Origin of the sequence: Tomitella fengzijianii, from assembly GCF_007559025.1 — a bacterium.
Classification (GTDB): domain Bacteria; phylum Actinomycetota; class Actinomycetes; order Mycobacteriales; family Mycobacteriaceae; genus Tomitella; species Tomitella fengzijianii.
In genome coordinates, this window is record NZ_CP041765.1 from 3,759,139 (window position 1) to 3,777,467 (window position 18,329).

An 18,329-nucleotide genomic window follows, 5' to 3' on the forward strand; every position below is an offset into this window, starting at 1 on the left:
TCCGTGTCGCGCCCCGCCGTTTTGATACCCCCATAGGGTATATGACATCGACTCCATTGGTAACCCATGCGCGGGGGTTCGTCAAGAGGGCGGCAGCCGGCGCCGAGCAAGCGGATTCTGTACGCGGGGGCGCCGAAACCGGCAGAGAATGCTTGCTCGGCGCACGCGGATCGCGAGTGCCGGAGCGGTCGTCCACAACCGCCACCGCTCTCCACAGGATTCTGCATTTCCCCAGGTCGCAGCGAGCCGGCAGAGGGAGCGCCGCCAGGCCGGTCGGCCATGCTCGGGGCCGTGGACATCGACGACGCGCCGTTCCGGGGCACCGAGGCGCTGGCATCCGGGGCCGTCTCCCGGCGGCGCCTGGCAGAGCAGCACCGGCGGATCCTGCCCGGCGTGTACCTGCACACCGCGGCGGCGCTGACCCCGCTGCAGCGCGCCCGGGCGGTGTGGTTGTGGTCGCGGGGACGCGCGGTGCTGGCCGAGGTGTCCGCGGCGGCGGTCCTGGGCGCGCACTACCTGGGCGACCACACGCACGCCTGCTGCATCCGCGCCGCGCCCTGCCACCTCGCGCCGCGGTACGGCTGGCTGCACGTGCACCAGGACCGCCTCGACCCCGAGGACGTGCAGCGGGTGCGGGGCATGGCCGTCACCTCGCCCGCCCGCACCGCGTTCGACGTGGCGCGCCGGATGCCGTATCCCGCGAACGTCGAGGTGATCGACCAGATCTATCAGGCCACCGGGCTCACCCGCCGCGGGCTCGCCGAGTACGTGGCCGAGCATCCCGGTTTCCGCGGCGTCGCGCAGGCGGCCGCGGCCGTCGAGGCATCCGACGAGGGCGCCGAGTCCGTGTGGGAGACGCGGGCGCGCATGGCCGTCGTCGCCGCCGGGCTCCCCCGCCCCGAGGCCCAGGTCGACATCCGCGACGCCGACGGCGCCTTCCTCGCCCGCGTCGACATGTGCTGGCCGCAGTACCGGGTGATCTTCGAGTACGACGGCGACGGCGCGCACTCCACCGTCCGGCAGCGCGACCGCGACATCACCCGGTGGAACGACCTCACCGACGCGGGATACACAGTCATCCGGGTGCGCGCGCCGCACCTGCGGGGCGCCATGCCGCGGGTGCTGGAGCAACTGCGGGCGGCGCTCCGAAAGGCCGGCGCGGGCGTGTGAAAGGACCGGCCCCGCCGAGCAAGCGGATTCGGCACGTCTTCGAGCTGTGATGTGCCGAATCCGCTTGCTCGCGCAGGTGCTACGTCAGGCTCGCACCCTCCTGCGCCCGCCGCACCAGCAGCGGCGCCGGCTCCCAGCCCTCGTCTCCGGCGTGGAACCCGCGCAGCTTCTCCACGACGGCCGGCAGTCCCACCCGGTCGGCGTAGAACATGGGCCCGCCCCGGTACCGGGGGAACCCGTACCCGGCCAGGTAGACCAGGTCGATGTCGGAGGCCCGCAGCGCGATGCCCTCGTCGAGGATCCGCGCCCCCTCGTCGGTGAGCGCGAACACCAGCCGCTGGACGATCTCCTCCTCGGAGAACTCCTGCTTGTCGGTGCCGTGCCGGTGGTGGAAGCGCTCGAGCAGCTCGTGCACCACGGTGCTGACCTTCGGTGCGCGGCTGCCGGATTCGTAGTCGTACCACCCCGCGCCGGTCTTCTGCCCGTAGCGGCCCATCTCGCACAGCTCGTCGGCGATCTCGTCGCGCGGCATGTCCGGGTTCTCCGCGTACTGGCGCTTGCGCACGGCCCAGCCGATGTCGCCGCCGGCGAGGTCCTGCATGCGGAACGGCCCCATGGCGAAGCCGAACCCCTCGATGGCCTTGTCCACCTGGTGCGGGGTGGCGCCCGCGCGCAGCAGCGTCATGGCGGCGTCGCGGTACTTGTGCAGCATGCGGTTGCCGATGAACCCGTCGCACACCCCCGACACCACGGGCGTCTTGCCCACGCGCTTGCCCAGGTCCAACGCGGTGACCAGCACGTCGTCGGCCGTCTTCTCGCCGCGCACCACCTCGAGCAGCGCCATCACGTTGGCGGGGCTGAAGAAGTGCATGCCCAGCACGTCGCCCGGGCGGTCGGTGAACTGCGCGATCCTGTCGACGTCCAGCGTGGAGGTGTTCGAGGCGAGCACCGCGCCCGGCTTGGCCACCTCGTCGAGGCGGGTGAACACTTGCTTCTTCACCTCCATGTCCTCGAACACGGCCTCGATGACGAGGTCGGCCGTGGCCAGGTCGGAGTACTGCATGCTGGGCGTGAGCAGTCCCATGCGCCGCTCGAGCGTGTCGGCGGAGAGCTTGCCCTTGTCCACCTGCGCCTGGTAGTTGCGCCGGATGGTGGCCAGCCCGCGGTCCAGCGCGTCCTGCGCCATCTCGAGGATCGTCACCGGGATCCCGGCGTTGAGGAAGTTCATGGCGATGCCGCCGCCCATCGTGCCGGCGCCCACCACGCCCACACGCTCCACCGTGCGCGGCGCCGTGGACGCGTCGATGCCGGGGATCTTGCGGGCGGCCCGCTCGGCGAAGAACGCGTAGCGCAGCGCCGCCGACTGCCCGCCGGTGACGAGCCGGCCGAAGGCCGCGGATTCCGCCGCCTTGCCCTCGTCGAAGCCGGTGGTCAGCGCGGTGCGCACCAGATCCACGCCCACGGCGGGGGCCTCCTGCCCGCGGGCGCGGCGGAGCACCTTGGCCGCCGCCGCGTCCAGGTCGCCGCCGGCGGCCGGTGCGCGGTCGCGCGTGCGCACGGTCGCGGCGCCGGCCACCGAGCGGGCCAGCTCCACCGCGGCCTGCACCACGTCGGCGGGATCGTCCACGACCTTGTCGAACAGTTGCTGGCCGTCGAGCCGGGCGACGGCGGCCGCGGTGCGGGGCGCCCCGGTGGCGACGATCTCGGCGACCACTGCCGGGTCGAGCAGCCGCGGCAGCCGCTGGGTGCCGCCGGCGCCGGGGATGAGCCCCAGATTCACCTCGGGCAGCCCGATCTTGGACGATGCGGAGGCCACCCGGTGGTGCGCGCCCAGCGCCAGTTCCAGTCCGCCGCCAAACGCGGTGCCGTCGATGGCGGCGACCACGGGCTTCGCGGAGTCCTCGATGCGCCCGATCAGCGCCGACAGGTTGGGCGGAGCCGTGGCCTTGTCGCTGCCGAACTCGGTGATGTCGGCGCCCGCGGAGAAGAAGCCGTTCGACCCGGTGATGACGACGGCGCGGACGGCGTCGTCCGCCTCGGCGCGGTCGAGCCCGTCCGCGATGCCCTCGCGCAGCGCGTGCCCCAGGCCGTTGACCGGCGGATTCGTCATGCGAATGACGGCGACGTCCCCGTCGGTGGAGTACTCGGTGCTCATGTGCGTGCCTTTCTCGATTCGTGGGCCTGCGGCCCCTGCGTCCCCGTCCCCCTGCTGCTCAGTCGCCCCGTGACCGCGCCCGGCCGGTCACGCGCGCGGCTCCCGGTGCCTGCGCAGCTCCTGGCGGGCGATGGCTCGTTTGTGCACCTCGTCGGGGCCGTCGGCCAGCCGCAGGGTGCGTACGCCCGCCCAGGTGCGCGCCAGCGGGAAGTCGTCGGTGACGCCGCCGGCGCCGTGCACCTGCACCGCGCGGTCGAGCACCTTGAGCGCCATCTGCGGCGCCGCCACCTTGATGGCGGCGATCTCGGTGCGGGCCGCCTTGTTGCCCACCGTGTCCATCATGTGCGCGGCCTTGAGGGTGAGCAGGCGGACCATCTCGATCTCGATGCGTGCCTCGGCGATCCAGTCCTGGATGTTGGCGTTCTCCGCGATGGGCTTGCCGAAGGTGACGCGGTGCAGCGCCCGCTCGCACAGCAGGTCCAGGGCGCGCTCGGCCATGCCGACCATGCGCATGCAGTGGTGGATGCGGCCGGGCCCCAGGCGCGCCTGGCTGATCGCGAAGCCCTCGCCCTCGCCCTTGAGAACGTCCTCGGCGGGCACCCGCACGTCGGCGAAGTCGATCTCCGCGTGCCCCTCACGGTCCTGGTATCCGTACACGGGAAGCCCGCGCAGGACGGTCACGCCGGGGGCGTCGATGGGCACGACCATCATCGACTGCTGGCGGTGCACCTGGGCCGACGGGTCGGTCTTGCCCATGACGATCATGACCTTGCAGTTCTTGTGCAGGGCGTTGGACGCGAACCACTTGCGGCCGTTGAGGACGTAGACCGCGTCCGCACCCTCGCCCTCGCGCACCATGGACATCTCGATGTTGGTGGCGTCCGAGCTGGCCACGGCGGGCTCGGTCATCGCGAACGCCGAGCGCATGGTGCCGTCCAGCAGCGGCGCCAGGTACTTCGCCTTGTGCTCGTCGGTGCCGAAGAGCTCGAGCACCTCCATGTTGCCGGTGTCGGGCGCGTTGCAGTTGCACGCCTCCGGCGCCAGGTGCGGGCTGCGGCCCATGACCTCCGCGAGCGGCGCGTATTCGAGGTTGGTCAGTCCCACGCCCGACGACGGGTGCGGGTGGAAGAGGTTCCACAGGCCGCGGCGGCGGGCCTCCGCCTTGAGCTCCTCGATGATCGGCGGGTGGAAGTGCGGGTCGCCGGACTCGCGCATCTGCTGCTCGTACACCGGCTCGGCCGGGTAGACGTGGGTGTCCATGAACTCGAGCAGGTCCGCGCGGATCCGTTCGGCGCGTTCGGAGATGTCGAACATCGGCATTGTCGCTCCTGACGGTGGATGGGTTGGGGCGTGCGGCGGGACGGGTTTCCGCTCAGCTCTCACCGTCCAGCAGCGATTCCTGGTAGCGCTGCATGCCGCGAAGCCACCTGTCGTAATCGGATCCCTTGCGCCGGTACATGTCCAGCACCTCCGGGTGCGGGAGGATGAGGAACCGCTCCTCCTCGACGGCCGCCAGCACCCCGGCCGCGACCGTCGCCGGGGTGAGCACCTCGCCCGCGCTGGTGACGGCGCGGGTGGCGGCGGCGCCCAGGCGGCCTCCGGAGCGTTCCCCCTCGCGCAACAGTGCTGTCTCGACGCCCATCGGGCACAGGCAGCTCACGTGCACGCCGCTGCCGCCGTACGTGACGGCGAGCCACTCGGCGAACCCCACCGCCGCATGCTTGCTCACCGAGTAGCCCGCGGAACCGATCTGCGTGAGCAGGCCGGCCGCCGACGCGGTGGACACGAAGCAGCCGTCGCCGCGTTCCGCCCACCCCGGCACCAGCAGCCGTGCCGCACGGATGTGGGCGCGCAGGTTGACGTCCAGCACCTGGTCCCACTGGTCCTCCGACAGGTCCAGGCCGGGCGCACCGGCGATGCCCGCGTTCGCGAAGTACATGTCCACCGGGCCGAACTCCGCCGCGGCGCGCGCGATGAGTCGTTCGATCACCTCGGTGCGGGCGACGTCGCCGCCCTCGGCGACCGCGGTGCCCGGGTGGGCGGAGTCGATCTCCGCGGCCACCCGTTCCGCCGCGGCATCGTCGAGGTCCGCGACGACGACGCGGGCCCCCCGGTGCACCAGCCCCCTCGCGACAGCCGACCCGATACCCCCGCCGCCGCCGGTGACGACGGCCGTCCTGCCCTGGATCTTCACGCCCGGTCCTCTCGTGGTGTTCGTCAGCTGTCCGTGGGTGCGTGCGCGCGCCGCGGCGGCATCCGCAGCCCGTTGGCCCAGATGCGGGTCACGGTGTCGACGATCTGCTCGAAGGTCTCGGGGTCGACGCCGTCCCGCGGTCCGTCCGCCTGGACGCCCTCGCCGTGCCCGATCATGAGGAAGGCCAGCCGACTGACCATGCTCGACAGCGCCCGCGAGGCCAGCATCGGATCGAGCCCGGGGTCCGCGACCCCGCGCCGTTGCAGGTCGGCGATGGCGCGCGCGTTGCGGGCGATGAACACCTCGCCGCGGCGGTTCCGCAGCTCCCGGAAGGCGGGGTCGATGCCCGCCACCTGCTCCATCAGCACCATCAGTTCCGCGTTGCGGCGGTAGGCCTCGAGGTAGGCACGGTTGCTGGCCTCGAGCACCGCGTAGGCGTCGTCCGGGTCGGCCACGCGGCCCATGCCGGGGTGCAGCATCTCGTCCTGCGCCTGCTCGAGGACCGCAGCGAACACCTCCTCCTTGTTCTTGAAGTAGGTGTAGAACGAGCCCGTCGAACAGTGGGCCTCCCGCGTGATGTCGGTGAGGCGGGTGTCCAGGTATCCGGACCTCTCGAACACGGTGCGGGCGGCGGTGATGAGCGCGGCGCGGGTCCGTGCCCCGCGCTCGGTGACGGGCGGTTCACGCAGCAGCTCCGGCGCGGCCATCGAGGGCGGCTCGACGTCGTCGTGCCCGGGACCCCCGCGCCCCGTCGTGCCGCCACCGTCGTGGCCGTCCTCGACGGCGTTCCGGGACCGGGTGTGACTCATGCCCTCTTTATACTTGAACTTGACGTCAATTCCAACTGGTGCCACTGGTTTCGCCGGCCGAGCAGCGGCGCGGCGGCGTCTCCTAGGTGATCGTCACACCGCCGTCGACGGGGATCGTCTGGCCCAGAACGTAACCGGCGGCGTCGGATGCCAACCACACTGCGGTGGCCGCGAGTTCCTCGGGATCGCCCATGCGGCCCAGGACGATGCGCTTTCGCATCTCCTCCAGGTACCCCGGCTGGTAGGTGTCGGTCATCTCCGATGCGAAGAATCCCGGCGCGATGGCGTTGACGCGGACGCCCTTGCGCCCGCCCCACTGCTGGGCCAGGTCGCGGGTCAGCCCGATGACCCCGGACTTGCTCGCCGAATACGCCGCCTGCGGCAGCCCCGCCGTGGTGAGGCCCAGGACGCTGGCGATGTTGACGATGGCGCTGCCCGGCTCCATCACCCGCCCGCACGCCTGCGCGGCCCAGTACGAGCCGGACAGGTTGATGTCGACGACCCGCCGGAACTCCTCGGGTGTCTCCTTCGTGGCGGGGACCGCGGTGCCGATGCCCGCGTTGTTGACCAGCACGTCGATGCGGCCGAACTCCGCCATCGCCGCGTCCGCCATGGCCTGGCAGGCGGCCGGATCGGCCACGTCGGTGGCCACGCACAGCGCAGTGCGGCCGGCGGCGCGCACCAGCTCGGCGGTGTCTTCGAGCTTGTCGGCGCGACGGGCGGCGAGCACCACGTCGGCACCCGCCTCGGCGAAGCCGCGCGCGAACGCGACGCCGAGGCCCGATGACGCGCCGGTGACGATGGCGACGCGGCCGTCGAGCCGGAACCTGTCGAGAACGGTCATGATGAAGTCTCCTCAGAGGTGCGGGAAGTGCGGGATTGGCAATGGACCGGCCCGGCCGGGCTCACAACCAGGCCGGATCGAGGTCCACCGTGGTGCGATCGCGGCGCGCCAGCAGGTCGAGCTGCGGGCCGGTGCGCGGCAGCTCGTAGCGATAGAAGTAGCGGGCCGCCGCGCGCTTGCCCTCGTAGAAGGCGCCGTCCTTGCCCTCGGCGGCGAGCAGCTGTTCGAGCCACATCCACGCGATCACGACGTGCCCCGCGGCCTCCAGGTAGATCGACGAGTTGGCGAGTGCCACCTGCGCGTCTCCGTCGGCCCACAGCGTGCCGGTGACCTCGGCGAGCCGTTCCACCGCGGCGGACAACTCCGCGGCATGGCCGGCCGCTTCCCCGCCGGCGGCGCGTCCCCGCTCGGCCGTGGCGGCGATGGTCTGCGCCAGCAGCACCAGCCCGGCGCCGCCCTGCATGATCATCTTGCGGCCCAGCAGGTCCAGGCCCTGAATGCCGTGCGTGCCCTCGTGGATGGGGTTGAGCCGGTTGTCCCGGTAGTACTGCTCGACGTCGTAGTCGCGGGTGTACCCGTATCCGCCGAGCACCTGGATGGCGAGGCTGTTCGCCTGCAGGCACCACTGGCTGGGCCAGCTCTTCGCGATGGGGGTGAGCACGTCGAGCAGCAGCGTGGTGCGAGCGCGCTCCGCGTCGTCGTCCGCCGTGTGCTGCTCGTCGACGAGCTTGGAGCAGTAGAGCCCCAGCGCCAGCGCGCCCTCCGCATACGCCTTCTGCGCCAGCAGCATCCGCCGCACGTCGGCGTGCTCGATCAGCGCCACGGGCGGCGCCGACGGGTCCTTCTCGCCGGGCCGGCGGCCCTGGGTGCGGTTGCGTGCGTACTCCAGCGAGGCCAGGTAGCCGGCGTATCCCAGCGCCACTGCCCCGAAACCGACCCCGATGCGCGCCTCGTTCATCATGTGGAACATGTAGGCGAGACCCTTGTTCGCCTCGCCCACCAGGTATCCCACCGCGCCCGCCCGGCCGCCCGGCGCGTACGTGCCGTCGCCGAACTGGAGCAACGTGTTGGTGGTGCCCCGGTTGCCCATCTTGTGGTTGAGGCCCACCAGGACCACGTCGTTGCGTTCACCCCGCCGGGCCGCGCCGCCGCGCTCGGCGTCCGTGGCGACCCCGCCCTCCGGCACGTATTTGGGCACGATGAACAGCGAGATCCCCTTGACGCCGTCCGGCGCGCCCGGCACCTTGGCCAGCACGAGGTGCACGATGTTCTCGGTCAGCTCGTGGTCGCCCCCGGAGATCCACATCTTGGTGCCGGACAGGCGGTACCGATCCGGCTCCGGGCCGTCGTCCTTGACCGCCTTGGTGGTCACGTCGGCCAGGGACGAGCCCGCCTGCGGCTCCGACAGGCACATGGTGCCGAACCAGCGTCCGGCGAGCATCGGCCGCACGAACGTGTCGACCTGTGCCGGGGAGCCATGCGCTGCAAGCAGATTCGCGTTGCCAATGGTGAGGAACGGATAGCCCGACGTGGAGACGTTCGCCGCCTGGAACCAGGCGGTGGAGGCGCGCGCGACGACGGTCGGCAGCTGCATCCCGCCGAGTTCCTCGTCGAACGAACCGGCGATCAGCCCCGCCGCGGAGAACGCGTCGAGCGCCTTCTTGATCTCCGGGATCGTCTCGACGGTGCCGTCGGGGCGCATGCGCGGCTCGTGGGCGTCGGAGAGCTTGTTGTGCGGCGCGAACAGGCTCATCGCCATGTCCTCGGACAACTCGAGGACCGCGTCGAACGTCTCCCTCGAATGCTCCGCGAAACGGCGGCGGGCCGTGAGGGTTTCGACGTCCAGCCACTCGTAGAGCAGGAACGCGAGGTCCTCGCGGGACAGCGGGCGGGCGGCGGTTCCGGTCACGCCTTGGGCCCTCCCGCCACGTAGAGCACCTGGCCGGAAACGTACCCGGCGCCCTCGCTCGCGAAGAACGACACCGCGTGCGCAATGTCCGCGGGCATGCCGATGCGGCCCACCGGGGTCTCCTTGGCGATGCCCTCCTTGAACTGCTCGAAAGGCACCCCGATGCGCTCGGCCGTCGCCTGCGTCATCTCGGTCTCGATGAACCCGGGCGCGATGGCGTTGGCCGTCACCCCGAACTTGCCCAGCTCCAGCGCGAGGGTCTTGGTGAAACCCTGCATGCCGGCCTTCGCGGCGGAGTAGTTGACCTGGCCGCGGTTGCCCAATGCCGACGTGCTGGACAGGTTGATGATGCGCCCCCAGCCGGCCTTGGTCATGTGCGCCTGCGCGGCGCGGGTCATGAGGAAGGCGCCGCGCAGGTGCACGGCCAGCACCGAGTCCCAGTCGTCGACGCTCATCTTGAACAGCATGTTGTCGCGGATGATTCCCGCGTTGTTGACCAGGACGGAGGGCGCGCCGAGTTCGGCGGCCACCCTGTCGACCGCGGCGGCGACGGCGGCCTCGTCGGAGACGTCCGCCCCCACGGCCAGTGCGCGGCCGCCCGCCGCCTCGATCCGGGCCACCACCTTTTTGCAGGCGGCCTCGTCGAGGTCCAGAACTGCTACCGCGTAGCCGTCCGCCGCCAGCCGCTCGGCCACGCCGGCGCCGATGCCCCGGGCCGCGCCGGTGACGATGGCGATCCTGGTGTCGTTCATGCGGTTCCTCCTGTGGTGTGCCGGCCCGCGATCGGCCCTTGCAGACGGAGGCGCCGCCTCACGGCCGGTGGAGGGATCGCGGTGATCCGCATCGCGATCCGCCGGACAGATGGTTACTAAGCGCTTGCTTAGAGTTATAGTGACCTACACCATGCGCCGAGTCAAGACCCGCAGACGACGAGAGACCGGAGAGGAACCGCGATGAGCGACGATGCAGTGTCCGCCCGGGCGACGCATGGCGGGCACGCACAGGACCGCACGGCCGACGACCGCGCACGGGTCACCCGCGCCCGGCTGGCCGAGGCCGCCACCGCCGCTTTCGCTGAGAAGGGCTTCAACGGCACCACCACCCGGGACATCGCGTCGGCGGCCGGCATGAGCCCCGCCGCCCTGTACGTGCACCACAGCTCCAAAGAAGAACTGCTGTACCAGATTTCGCGAGCCGGCCACGAGGAGACCCTGCGCACCGTGCGCGCCGCGGCCGCATCGGAAGACGACCCCGCAGAGGTCCTGTGCGCGGTGATGCACGATTTCGCCCTGCAGCACGCCCGCACGCGGACGCGGGCGCGCATCGTCAACTACGAGCTGGCCGCGCTCACCCCCGAGCACTTCGCCGAGATCCGGGAGCTGCGCCGCACCATCGAGCACGAGTTCCGCACCATCGTCGAACGGGGCGTGGCGTCCGGGGATTTCGATGTTCCCGATCCCGAGTTCGCCGCGGTGGCGCTGCTGTCGCTGGGCATCGACATCGCCCGGTGGTTCCGCTCGCACGGCCGGTGGAGCCCCGAGCACGTCGCGCAGAGCTACGCCGCGATGGCGCTGCGGATCGTCGGGGCCGACCCGCACTCCGGGAATGCGCATTCCGTCGGGGAATCCCCTGGCGGATGATGGCGGGATGACCGACAACCGAGCTGCATCCCACGACGGCACGGCGACCGCGGACACCGTGTTCACCGGCGGCACGGTCCTCACCGTCGACGAGGACTTCTCCACGGCCGAGGCGGTGGCCGTCGCCGGCGGGCGCATCCTGCGGGTGGGCACGCGCGCGGAGGTCCTCGCCCTTGCCGGGCCGCACACCGAGACCGTCGACCTGGCCGGGGCCGCCCTGCTCCCCGGCTTCATCGAGGCGCACGGCCACCCCACCGGCGAGATGGTGATGGCGGGTCCCGATTCCGTGGACCTGCGCGCCTCGGTGTGCCCCACGGCGGAGGCCGTGCTGACGAAGCTGCGCGCGGCGGTCGACGCGGCGCCGTCCGACGGCTGGGTGGCGGCCTCGGGCTGGGATCCGCTGCTGCTCTCCGACCTGCCGACGCTGTCCCGCGCACTGCTCACCGAGCTCTCGCCCCGCGTCCCCCTGTCGGTCATGCACTATTCGGGCCACGCCGCATGGGCCAACGACGCCGCGATGGAGCGCCTGGGCATCACCCGCGACACCCCCGACCCGGCCGGTTCCGTCTACGTGCGGGACGCCGACGGCGAGCCCACCGGCGAGGGGCGCGAATACCCCGCCGCCGGCGTCATCATGGGCCCGGGCCGCCTGGTGCCACAGGGGGAGTTCGGCCCGCGGCTCGAGGCGGCGTTGCGGATCTCCGCCGCGGCCGGCGTGACGATGACCGGCGACCTCGCCTTCAGCCCCGCCGCCGAGTCGACGGTGCGCGAGTACTTCGCGGCGGGCACCGCCCCCGTGCGCATGCGGTCCTACGAGATCTCCGGCATCCGCGACACGATCCCCCGCGCGGAGGAGACCGACCCGTTCTTCCGCCCGGTGGGCGTGAAGATCTGGAGCGACGGCTCGCCGTGGGTCGGCAACATCGCCACCAGCTTCACCTATCAGGGCGGCCACGCCGCGGACGTCATCGGCGTCTCCGAGGGCCACCGGGGCTGCAGTAACTACACGTCCGAGCAGCTGCTGGAGCTGTGCCGGCGGTACATGGTCCAGGGCTGGCAGGTCGCCTGTCACGTCCACGGCGACGTCGCCGTGGACGAGGTGCTGGACGTGTACGAGACGGTGCTGGGCGAGAACCCCGGCACGGAGTTCCGCCTGCGCATGGAGCACTGCGGAAGCATCACCCCGGAGCAGGTGCGCCACGCGCACGGTCTGGGCGTGACGATCTCGTTCTTCCCCGCGCACATCCACTACTACGGCGAGGTGCTGCGCGAGTTCTTCGGCGAGCGCGCCGACGCGTGGGTGCCCGCCGGCGCCGCCGAGGAGTGCGGCATGCGGTTCTCGCTGCACAACGACCCGCCGGTCACCCCGGAGAACCCGCTGCTCAACATGCAGACGGCCATCGACCGCACCACGCGCAACGGGATGGTGCTGGGCGCGGAGTACGGCGTCTCGGTGCGCGAGGCGATCCGCGCACAGACGATCCACGCGGCGTGGCAGCTGCACTCCGAGCACGAGGCGGGCTCCATCGAGCCGGGCAAGCTCGCCGACTTCGTCTTGCTCAGCGACGACCCGACGCGCGTCGACCCGGGTGGGATCGGCGCGATCCGGGTCCTGGGCACCTGGGTGGCCGGCCGGCAGGTCACCGGCGGTGCACCCGTCAGGCGGTGAGCCCGAACCGCTCGGCGAGTTGCCGCCGTGTGTCGTCGGCTGCGGTGTGCAGCACGCCGGCGATGCCCAGGCGGGCCGCGCCGTCGAGGTTCTGCTGCAGGTCGTCGACCATCACCGCCTGCTCGGGAGCGACGCCCAACCGCTCGCATGCGACGGCGTACATCTTGCGCGAGGGCTTGCGCACGCCGAGGTCCGAGGAGATCACGACCACATCGGCGATCGAATCCAGGTCGACGCCCGCATAGCAGTCGTGGCCGAACGCGTTGGAGACCAGTGCCACCGGCACCCCGGCCTTCCGCAGCCCGGCCACCAGGCCCAGCATCTGCTCGTCGGGCCGGAGCCCCGCCATGAGCCCCGCCTGCAACCCGTGCGCCGCCACCTCCGCACCGTGCGCGCGCAGGCGCTCGGCGAATCGCGCCTCGAACTCGCCGGCGGCGATGACGCCCTTCTCGTGATCGGAGATCAGCCCACGCGAGACGTCATCGGTGGAGAGCAACCGCGCGGGCAGGTCAGGCTGCCCGAACCCCGCTCCGAAGGCCCGGAACGAGTCCAGGACGCTGGTGGTGAGCACGCCGCCGAAGTCGACGAGCACCGCACACACCCTCGCCCCCGCCTGGTCCCCGGCGGCGTCTGCCTCATTCTCGGAAGCGTCGGCCCGGTCCCCGGCAACGCCGGTCACTGCACGGGCGCGTCGACGACCACCGCGGTGCCGTACGCGCACACCTCGACCCCCGAGGACTCGTATTCGTTGGTCTCGAAACGGAAGGCCACCACGGCGTTGGCCCCGCGCTTCTCGGCCTCGGCGGACAGGCGCACCAGAGCCTCCTCCCGCGCCTCGTGCAGCAGCTTGGTGATCCCCTTGAGCTCGCCGCCCGCGAGGGACTTGAGCCCGGCGCCGATGTTCGAGCCGACGTGCCGCGAACGGACGGTCAGACCGAAGCACTCGCCGATGGTGCGGGTGATGGTGGAGCCGGGCACGTCGTTGGTCGTGACGATGATCATGTGGCGCAGACTACTCTCCGCACGGACGGGTATCGGATACTCTGGCGGCATGCCGCACCCGATCATGTTCGACGACGGCGATCCCGTGCTGGCCCGCGTGCGCGCCGTCGCGCTGGCACTGCCGGGGGCGGCGGAGAAGATCTCGCACGGCCGCCCCAATTTCTTCACGGTCAAGGTCTTCGCCACCTACAGCGGCTCCCTCCGCGCCGGCGACGGCCGGCGGTTCCCGCAGTCGATCCTGGTCAAGCCCGACGAGGGCGAGTTTCCGGCGCTGCTCCAGCACCCGCGCTACTACGAGCCCAAGTACATGGCCCCGTACGGCTGGATAGGCATCGACCTCGCGCCCGGCGACGCGCCGCCCGTCGATTGGGACGAGGTGGCCGAGCTGCTGGACATGTCGTACCGGATGACCGCGCCCGCCAAGCTCATCCGGGAGCTCGACGGGCGCGGATGACCGGCCGGCACTCCGGGCCGGTCAAGTCCCGTCACCCGCCCAGCAGCTCCGCGAACGGCACCGGGTCGGCGAAGCCGTCGCGCACCGGCTGCCGCACCGGGCCGCCGGCCACCATCGCCGCGAACTCGCCTGCGGCACGCCCGATCCGCTGGTCCAGCCCGGCGGCGCCCCAATCCGTCGACGCCGCATACACGCCCGTGGGGGCGGGCATGGCGCGCAGGTAGGCCATCAGCGGGCGCATCGCGTGGTCGATCATCAGCGAATGCCGCTCGGTGCCGCCGGTCGCGCCCAGGAGCACCGGCTTGCCTTGCAGCGCATCCGGGTCGAGGACGTCGATGAACGACTTGAACAGACCGCTGTAGGACGCGGTGAACGTCGGCGTGACGAGGATGAGCCCGTCGGCCGCCGCGACATCGTCGACCACCTCGCGCAGCGCGCCTGATGGGAATCCGCTGAGCATCGCGTCGGCGATGGCGTGCGCGTGCCCGCGCAGCTCGACGGTGCGGACCTCGGCGCCGCCCGTTTCCCCACCGTTCAGCGCCTCCGCCGATTCGCGCGCCAGCCGGTCGGCCAGCAGGCGCGTGCTCGACGGCTCCGACAGGCCGGCGGAGACGGCGATCAGCCTGCGGGTCATGCCGGCACCTCCACCTTCTCGTCCGCCGATTCCGCCGCAGCTTCCCGCGCCGCCACGAGCGACGCGTGCGTCGGCGCCTCGGGCACATGCGCGGGCCGCAGCGCGTCGAACTCCTTGCGCAGCACCGGCACCACTTCCCCGCCCAGCATGTCCAGCTGCTCGAGGACGGCCTTGAGGGGCAGCCCGGCATGGTCGACGAGGAACATCTGGCGCTGGTAGTCGCCCACGTAGTCGCGGAAGCCCAGCGTCCGGTCGATCACCTGCTGCGGGCTGCCCACGGTGAGCGGCGTCTGCTCGGAGAAGTCCTCCAGCGACGGGCCTCCGCCGTAGACGGGGGCGTTGTCGAAGTAGGGCCGGAACTCACGCATCGCGTCCTGCGAGTTCTTCGCCATGTACACCTGCCCGCCGAGGCCCACGATGGCCTGGTCGGCGGCGCCGTGCCCGTAGTGCTCGTAGCGGCGACGGTAGAGCTCCACCATCCGCTTGGTGTGCTCCGGCGGCCAGAAGATGTGGTTGTGGAAGAAGCCGTCGCCGTAGTAGGCGGCCTGCTCGGCGATCTCGGGGCTGCGGATGGAGCCGTGCCACACGAACGGCGGCACATCGTCCAGCGGCCGCGGCGTCGAGGTGAATCCCTGCAGCGGGGTGCGGAACCGGCCCTTCCAGTCCACCACGTCCTCGCGCCACAGCCGGTGCAGCAGGTTGTAGTTCTCCACGGCCAGCGGGATGCCCTGCCGGATGTCCTGTCCGAACCACGGGTACACCATGCCCTGGTTGCCGCGACCCAGCATGAGGTCCACGCGCCCGCCGGCAAGGTGCTGCAGGGTCGCGTAGTCCTCGGCGATCTTCACCGGGTCGTTGGTGGTGATCAGCGTGGTGGAGGTAGAGAGCATGATGCGCTCGGTGCTCGCCGCGATGTAGGCGAGCGTGGTGGTGGGCGACGACGGCACGAACGGCGGGTTGTGGTGCTCGCCGGTCGCGAAGACGTCCAGGCCCACCTCCTCCGCCTTCTTCGCGATGGCGACGGTCGCCTGGATGCGCTCGTGCTCGGTGGGGGTGCGCCCCGTGGTGGGGTCGGCGGTCACATCGCCGACGGTGAAGATGCCGAACTGCACTGGGAACCTCCCGGATCGCCTGCTTCTGATGCCCACGGTACAGGTATTTGCGTGAGCAACTACCAACCGTAACCGTGGTCGGCGGCCGGATATTCCGGAAGTGTCCCCGCTGGGCGCGCCGACGACCGACGGCGCACTACGTAACGCCGGAGGCGGGTCTCAAAGAACGATCATGCTGTAGTCGACGTCCACGGAGAGCGGGATGTCCAGCCCCGCCTCCGGGTAGGCGATCGTCACCTTCACCACGCTCGATACCGGCAGTGACGGGCTCAAGAAATAGGACGCCGACGTCTCCGTCGAACTGCTGCGAGACGAACCCCCGTAAAGCCACGCGGTCGTACGGTCTTCATCCTCAGGCGCATCGTGCAGGTGGCTTCGCTTGTTGCTGACCACGGTGCCGTCCGGAAGGATCACCCCCAAGTACACCCGGCCCACACTGCGGTTCTTGATGCGATGACTGAGATTCCACCGGTCCCCGAGCATCCCCTGCGCGGCGCCGTCGCCGCGCGCAGTCAACGTGAAAGCCAGCCCGGAATCGCACACACGGACATCGCGGAGCGCGAACTCGACACCACACTGCGGCCCCGGCGGGAACGCGAGCTCGTCGAGGCGGCCCAGGACTCGCTCCTCGCCGGCGGGCGGCTTCCTATGCTCGGGAACATCCCTGCGCGCACGCCTCCGTGCCATGTTCTCGGCTTGCTCGGCCTCGGTTTTCGCAATCTGCGCCACCATCCACGGCGGAAGTTCATCGGCGAATGCGAAATTGATGCGGCCTTCATAGCCTGGAGTGGACGGCATGTGACTCATCATGTCACTGCACCGGCGGCCGTCATCCATGCACGAAACGGGCGGCGAACGTCGATATTGCCGAGCAGCGAGCACCGATCGCATCGAATAACCCCCGGGAAGCCAGCGCGGAGTTCGGGTACAAGGACACGATGGGTATAAAGACACGATGACCCGTTCCGCCGCGGCGATCGCGGTTCTCGCTATCGTGTTCTTCGCCTCGGGATGCTCCCGGTCGGGGTCCGACGCTCCGCCTCCCCCGGAGTTCCTCAGATTGGCAGCGTTGCCCAGCTGTGGTGAGGCGACGTTGGAGAAACCGCCCATGCCGCTCACCGACGTATTCCCACCCGCCACGACCGATTGCCTGATCGCCTCGAGGCGATCGCACGGCGCCGGCTATGTGGTCAAAGGATCGACAACGGACGGCGATCCCATCGAACACCACTTCTTCACCGACCCCGATTCCGATTCAATCACGCTGTTCGTCGACACCACGCGCGACGAGTACAGCAAGCAGGGATGGATCCACCGCGTGTGCTCGATTCCCGAAATATCGGCAGCGGAGTTGGCCGCCTGCATGCAGGGCAGGTGATGGCGAAAGCCTCCCGCAGGCCGCACGGCATCGAGTCGACCCTGAATCGCTCACGCACCGACTAGTCGCCGTGGCACGATGCGAGCATGACCCTGCTGGCGGCCGCCACCGCGGATGCCGCCGCGTCCGGCCCGTCGGACATCGTCTCGCTGTTCTGGGTGGCGCTCGCCGCCGTCGCCGCGCCGCTGCTGGCCCGGGCCGTCCGCGGATACGTCCCCAGCGTCGTGTTCCTGCTGGTGCTGGGGATGCTCATCGGACCGTCCGTGGCGGATCTGGCGTCGTCATCCGGGGGTCTGGAGCTGATCAACGAGCTCGGCCTGGGCATGCTGTTCCTGCTCGCCGGCTACGAGCTGGATCCGGCCCTCACACGCGGGAGGACGGGGCGGGTCGCCGGGGCCACGTGGCTGATGAGCCTGCTCATCGCGCTGGGGCTGGTCGCGCTGGTGGCCACCGACGACACGTCGGTCACCTCGATCATCGCGGTGGCCATCGCCATGTGCTCCACCACGCTGGGCACCCTGGTGCCGATCCTCAAGACCGAGCGGCAGATGGACAAGCCGCTCGGCCGGGCGGTCATGGCCCACGGGGCGATCGGCGAGTTCGGGCCGGTGATCGCGATGGCGCTGCTGCTCACCGGCCGGCAGGCGTGGGCCGCGGTCGCGGTGCTGGCGACCTTCGCCGTCGCCGCCATCGTCCTTGCCCTCGTGCCCGAGCACCTGGCCAAACGGTTCCCGGCGATCGGGCGGATGCTCAATTCTCTGCAGGGCGGCACCGAGCAGCTGCCGGTGCGCGTCGTATTCCTGCTGTTGGTGGTGCTGATGGCCGTCGCCACCGAGTTCGATCTGGATGTGGTGCTCGGCGCGTTCGCGGCGGGCATCATCCTGCGTCGGCTGGTCGGCGCGGCGCGGCCTGACCTGGACGAGCCGCTGGAAGCGATCGGCTACGGGGTGCTCATCCCGGCGTTCTTCGTGGTCTCCGGCATGGGGATCGACCCGGCGGCGGTCGCCGACGCTCCCGGCACCTGGCTGGTGTTCGTCCTGATCATCCTCGTCGCGCGCGGTCTGCCGGTGTGGCTCAGCGATCGGATCTTCCGCCACAGCGCCAGCGTCGACACCGCCGCCGACCGCGTGCAACTGGGGCTCTACGCGGCGGCCGGGCTGCCGATCATCGTCGCGGTCACCGAGGTCGGCACCCGCACCGGGCTGCTGGAGGAGGACCTCGCGTCGACGATGGTGGCCGCCGGTGCCACCACAGTGCTGCTGTTCCCCCTGGCGGCGAAGATCATCGGGCGACGGTACGCGGGCGGGACGGCGGAGCCTGTCGTGGAGCCGGACTGAGGAATACCAGGGGAGCGGTCCC

General features: G+C 70.9%; 18 protein-coding genes. 6 read left to right on the forward strand and 12 right to left on the reverse strand.

Translation table 11 applies throughout. From position 1 onward, the window contains the following. The first annotated feature begins 291 nt into the window (after positions 1 to 291). A complete protein-coding gene (locus FO059_RS17085) occupies positions 292 to 1,170 on the forward strand; it encodes an endonuclease domain-containing protein (RefSeq protein WP_143910137.1) in 879 nt (292 codons plus the stop codon). Positions 1,171 to 1,249: 79 nt separating this feature from the next. Here the strand turns inward: FO059_RS17085 and FO059_RS17090 are convergent, their stop codons facing one another. From FO059_RS17090 to fabG, 7 genes are all read right to left on the reverse strand, one after another. After that, the gene (locus FO059_RS17090) at positions 1,250 to 3,325 is read right to left on the reverse strand and encodes a 3-hydroxyacyl-CoA dehydrogenase NAD-binding domain-containing protein (RefSeq protein WP_143910138.1); all 2,076 of its coding nucleotides are present in this window, start codon (positions 3,323 to 3,325) and stop codon (positions 1,250 to 1,252) included. 87 nt (positions 3,326 to 3,412) lie between these two features. Continuing rightward, positions 3,413 to 4,645 carry an acyl-CoA dehydrogenase family protein gene (locus FO059_RS17095; protein ID WP_143910139.1) on the reverse strand — a complete coding sequence of 411 codons (1,233 nt, stop codon included), beginning with the start codon at positions 4,643 to 4,645 and terminating at the stop codon, positions 3,413 to 3,415. 52 nt (positions 4,646 to 4,697) lie between these two features. Continuing rightward, positions 4,698 to 5,519: an SDR family oxidoreductase gene (locus tag FO059_RS17100; RefSeq protein ID WP_143910140.1), complete on the reverse strand. Its 822-nt coding sequence runs from the start codon at positions 5,517 to 5,519 to the stop codon at positions 4,698 to 4,700. Between the two features lie 23 nt (positions 5,520 to 5,542). Beyond that, positions 5,543 to 6,226 carry a TetR/AcrR family transcriptional regulator gene (locus FO059_RS17105; RefSeq protein ID WP_143910866.1) on the reverse strand — a complete coding sequence of 228 codons (684 nt, stop codon included), beginning with the start codon at positions 6,224 to 6,226 and terminating at the stop codon, positions 5,543 to 5,545. A gap of 184 nt (positions 6,227 to 6,410) precedes the next feature. Next, positions 6,411 to 7,172 (reverse strand): SDR family NAD(P)-dependent oxidoreductase, encoded by a 762-nt coding sequence (locus FO059_RS17110; RefSeq protein ID WP_143910141.1) that lies wholly within the window; start codon positions 7,170 to 7,172, stop codon positions 6,411 to 6,413. Positions 7,173 to 7,233: 61 nt separating this feature from the next. After that, the gene (locus tag FO059_RS17115; protein WP_233266679.1) at positions 7,234 to 9,081 is read right to left on the reverse strand and encodes an acyl-CoA dehydrogenase; all 1,848 of its coding nucleotides are present in this window, start codon (positions 9,079 to 9,081) and stop codon (positions 7,234 to 7,236) included. Next, positions 9,078 to 9,833: a 3-oxoacyl-ACP reductase FabG gene (fabG, locus tag FO059_RS17120; protein WP_143910142.1), complete on the reverse strand. Its 756-nt coding sequence runs from the start codon at positions 9,831 to 9,833 to the stop codon at positions 9,078 to 9,080. Before fabG ends, FO059_RS17115 begins: the two co-directional genes overlap by 4 nt. Before the next feature lie 201 nt (positions 9,834 to 10,034). Here fabG and FO059_RS17125 point away from each other — a divergent pair, with 201 nt between their 5' ends. Continuing rightward, the gene (locus FO059_RS17125) at positions 10,035 to 10,721 is read left to right on the forward strand and encodes a TetR/AcrR family transcriptional regulator (RefSeq protein WP_143910143.1); all 687 of its coding nucleotides are present in this window, start codon (positions 10,035 to 10,037) and stop codon (positions 10,719 to 10,721) included. Between the two features lie 7 nt (positions 10,722 to 10,728). Next, positions 10,729 to 12,390, forward strand: a complete 1,662-nt coding sequence (locus FO059_RS17130; RefSeq protein ID WP_158726368.1) for an amidohydrolase — start codon at positions 10,729 to 10,731, stop codon at positions 12,388 to 12,390. Here FO059_RS17130 and FO059_RS17135 read toward each other — a convergent pair. Both FO059_RS17135 and FO059_RS17140 read right to left on the reverse strand, forming a co-directional pair. Further along, positions 12,380 to 12,982, reverse strand: a complete 603-nt coding sequence (locus tag FO059_RS17135; protein WP_143910145.1) for an HAD family hydrolase — start codon at positions 12,980 to 12,982, stop codon at positions 12,380 to 12,382. The two genes, FO059_RS17130 and FO059_RS17135, sit on opposite strands and share 11 nt — an antisense overlap. Positions 12,983 to 13,065: 83 nt before the next feature. After that, a complete protein-coding gene (locus FO059_RS17140) occupies positions 13,066 to 13,392 on the reverse strand; it encodes a YbjQ family protein (protein WP_143910146.1) in 327 nt (108 codons plus the stop codon). A gap of 49 nt (positions 13,393 to 13,441) precedes the next feature. Here FO059_RS17140 and FO059_RS17145 point away from each other — a divergent pair, with 49 nt between their 5' ends. Next, the gene (locus FO059_RS17145) at positions 13,442 to 13,846 is read left to right on the forward strand and encodes an MmcQ/YjbR family DNA-binding protein (protein ID WP_143910147.1); all 405 of its coding nucleotides are present in this window, start codon (positions 13,442 to 13,444) and stop codon (positions 13,844 to 13,846) included. Positions 13,847 to 13,877: 31 nt separating this feature from the next. On the opposite strand, the gene FO059_RS17150 is transcribed toward FO059_RS17145, so the two are convergent. The 3 genes from FO059_RS17150 to FO059_RS17160 form a co-directional block, all read right to left on the reverse strand. Then, positions 13,878 to 14,480 carry an FMN reductase gene (locus FO059_RS17150; protein ID WP_143910148.1) on the reverse strand — a complete coding sequence of 201 codons (603 nt, stop codon included), beginning with the start codon at positions 14,478 to 14,480 and terminating at the stop codon, positions 13,878 to 13,880. Beyond that, complete coding sequence (locus tag FO059_RS17155; protein WP_143910149.1) at positions 14,477 to 15,592, reverse strand: LLM class flavin-dependent oxidoreductase; 1,116 nt, start codon at positions 15,590 to 15,592, stop codon at positions 14,477 to 14,479. Before FO059_RS17155 ends, FO059_RS17150 begins: the two co-directional genes overlap by 4 nt. A gap of 159 nt (positions 15,593 to 15,751) precedes the next feature. After that, the gene (locus tag FO059_RS17160) at positions 15,752 to 16,390 is read right to left on the reverse strand and encodes a hypothetical protein (protein ID WP_143910150.1); all 639 of its coding nucleotides are present in this window, start codon (positions 16,388 to 16,390) and stop codon (positions 15,752 to 15,754) included. Between the two features lie 310 nt (positions 16,391 to 16,700). Between FO059_RS17160 and FO059_RS17165 the strand changes: the two genes are divergently transcribed. Both FO059_RS17165 and FO059_RS17170 read left to right on the forward strand, forming a co-directional pair. Further along, positions 16,701 to 16,970 carry a hypothetical protein gene (locus FO059_RS17165; RefSeq protein ID WP_143910151.1) on the forward strand — a complete coding sequence of 90 codons (270 nt, stop codon included), beginning with the start codon at positions 16,701 to 16,703 and terminating at the stop codon, positions 16,968 to 16,970. An 86-nt stretch (positions 16,971 to 17,056) separates the two neighbouring features. Beyond that, a complete protein-coding gene (locus tag FO059_RS17170) occupies positions 17,057 to 18,307 on the forward strand; it encodes a cation:proton antiporter (protein WP_143910152.1) in 1,251 nt (416 codons plus the stop codon). The last annotated feature ends 22 nt before the right edge of the window (positions 18,308 to 18,329 follow it).

Coding starts and splice junctions, on each gene's coding strand:
- FO059_RS17105 (WP_143910866.1), bottom strand. CDS start 6,226: ATGGCCGCGCCGGAGCTGCTGCGTGAACCGCCCGTCACCGAGCGCGGG.
- FO059_RS17165 (WP_143910151.1), top strand. CDS start 16,701: ATGCCGCTCACCGACGTATTCCCACCCGCCACGACCGATTGCCTGATC.
- FO059_RS17090 (WP_143910138.1), bottom strand. CDS start 3,325: ATGAGCACCGAGTACTCCACCGACGGGGACGTCGCCGTCATTCGCATG.
- FO059_RS17160 (WP_143910150.1), bottom strand. CDS start 16,390: ATGCCGTCCACTCCAGGCTATGAAGGCCGCATCAATTTCGCATTCGCC.
- FO059_RS17145 (WP_143910147.1), top strand. CDS start 13,442: ATGCCGCACCCGATCATGTTCGACGACGGCGATCCCGTGCTGGCCCGC.
- FO059_RS17125 (WP_143910143.1), top strand. CDS start 10,035: ATGAGCGACGATGCAGTGTCCGCCCGGGCGACGCATGGCGGGCACGCA.
- fabG (WP_143910142.1), bottom strand. CDS start 9,833: ATGAACGACACCAGGATCGCCATCGTCACCGGCGCGGCCCGGGGCATC.
- FO059_RS17140 (WP_143910146.1), bottom strand. CDS start 13,392: ATGATCATCGTCACGACCAACGACGTGCCCGGCTCCACCATCACCCGC.
- FO059_RS17095 (WP_143910139.1), bottom strand. CDS start 4,645: ATGCCGATGTTCGACATCTCCGAACGCGCCGAACGGATCCGCGCGGAC.
- FO059_RS17150 (WP_143910148.1), bottom strand. CDS start 14,480: ATGACCCGCAGGCTGATCGCCGTCTCCGCCGGCCTGTCGGAGCCGTCG.
- FO059_RS17170 (WP_143910152.1), top strand. CDS start 17,057: ATGACCCTGCTGGCGGCCGCCACCGCGGATGCCGCCGCGTCCGGCCCG.
- FO059_RS17130 (WP_158726368.1), top strand. CDS start 10,729: ATGACCGACAACCGAGCTGCATCCCACGACGGCACGGCGACCGCGGAC.
- FO059_RS17110 (WP_143910141.1), bottom strand. CDS start 7,172: ATGACCGTTCTCGACAGGTTCCGGCTCGACGGCCGCGTCGCCATCGTC.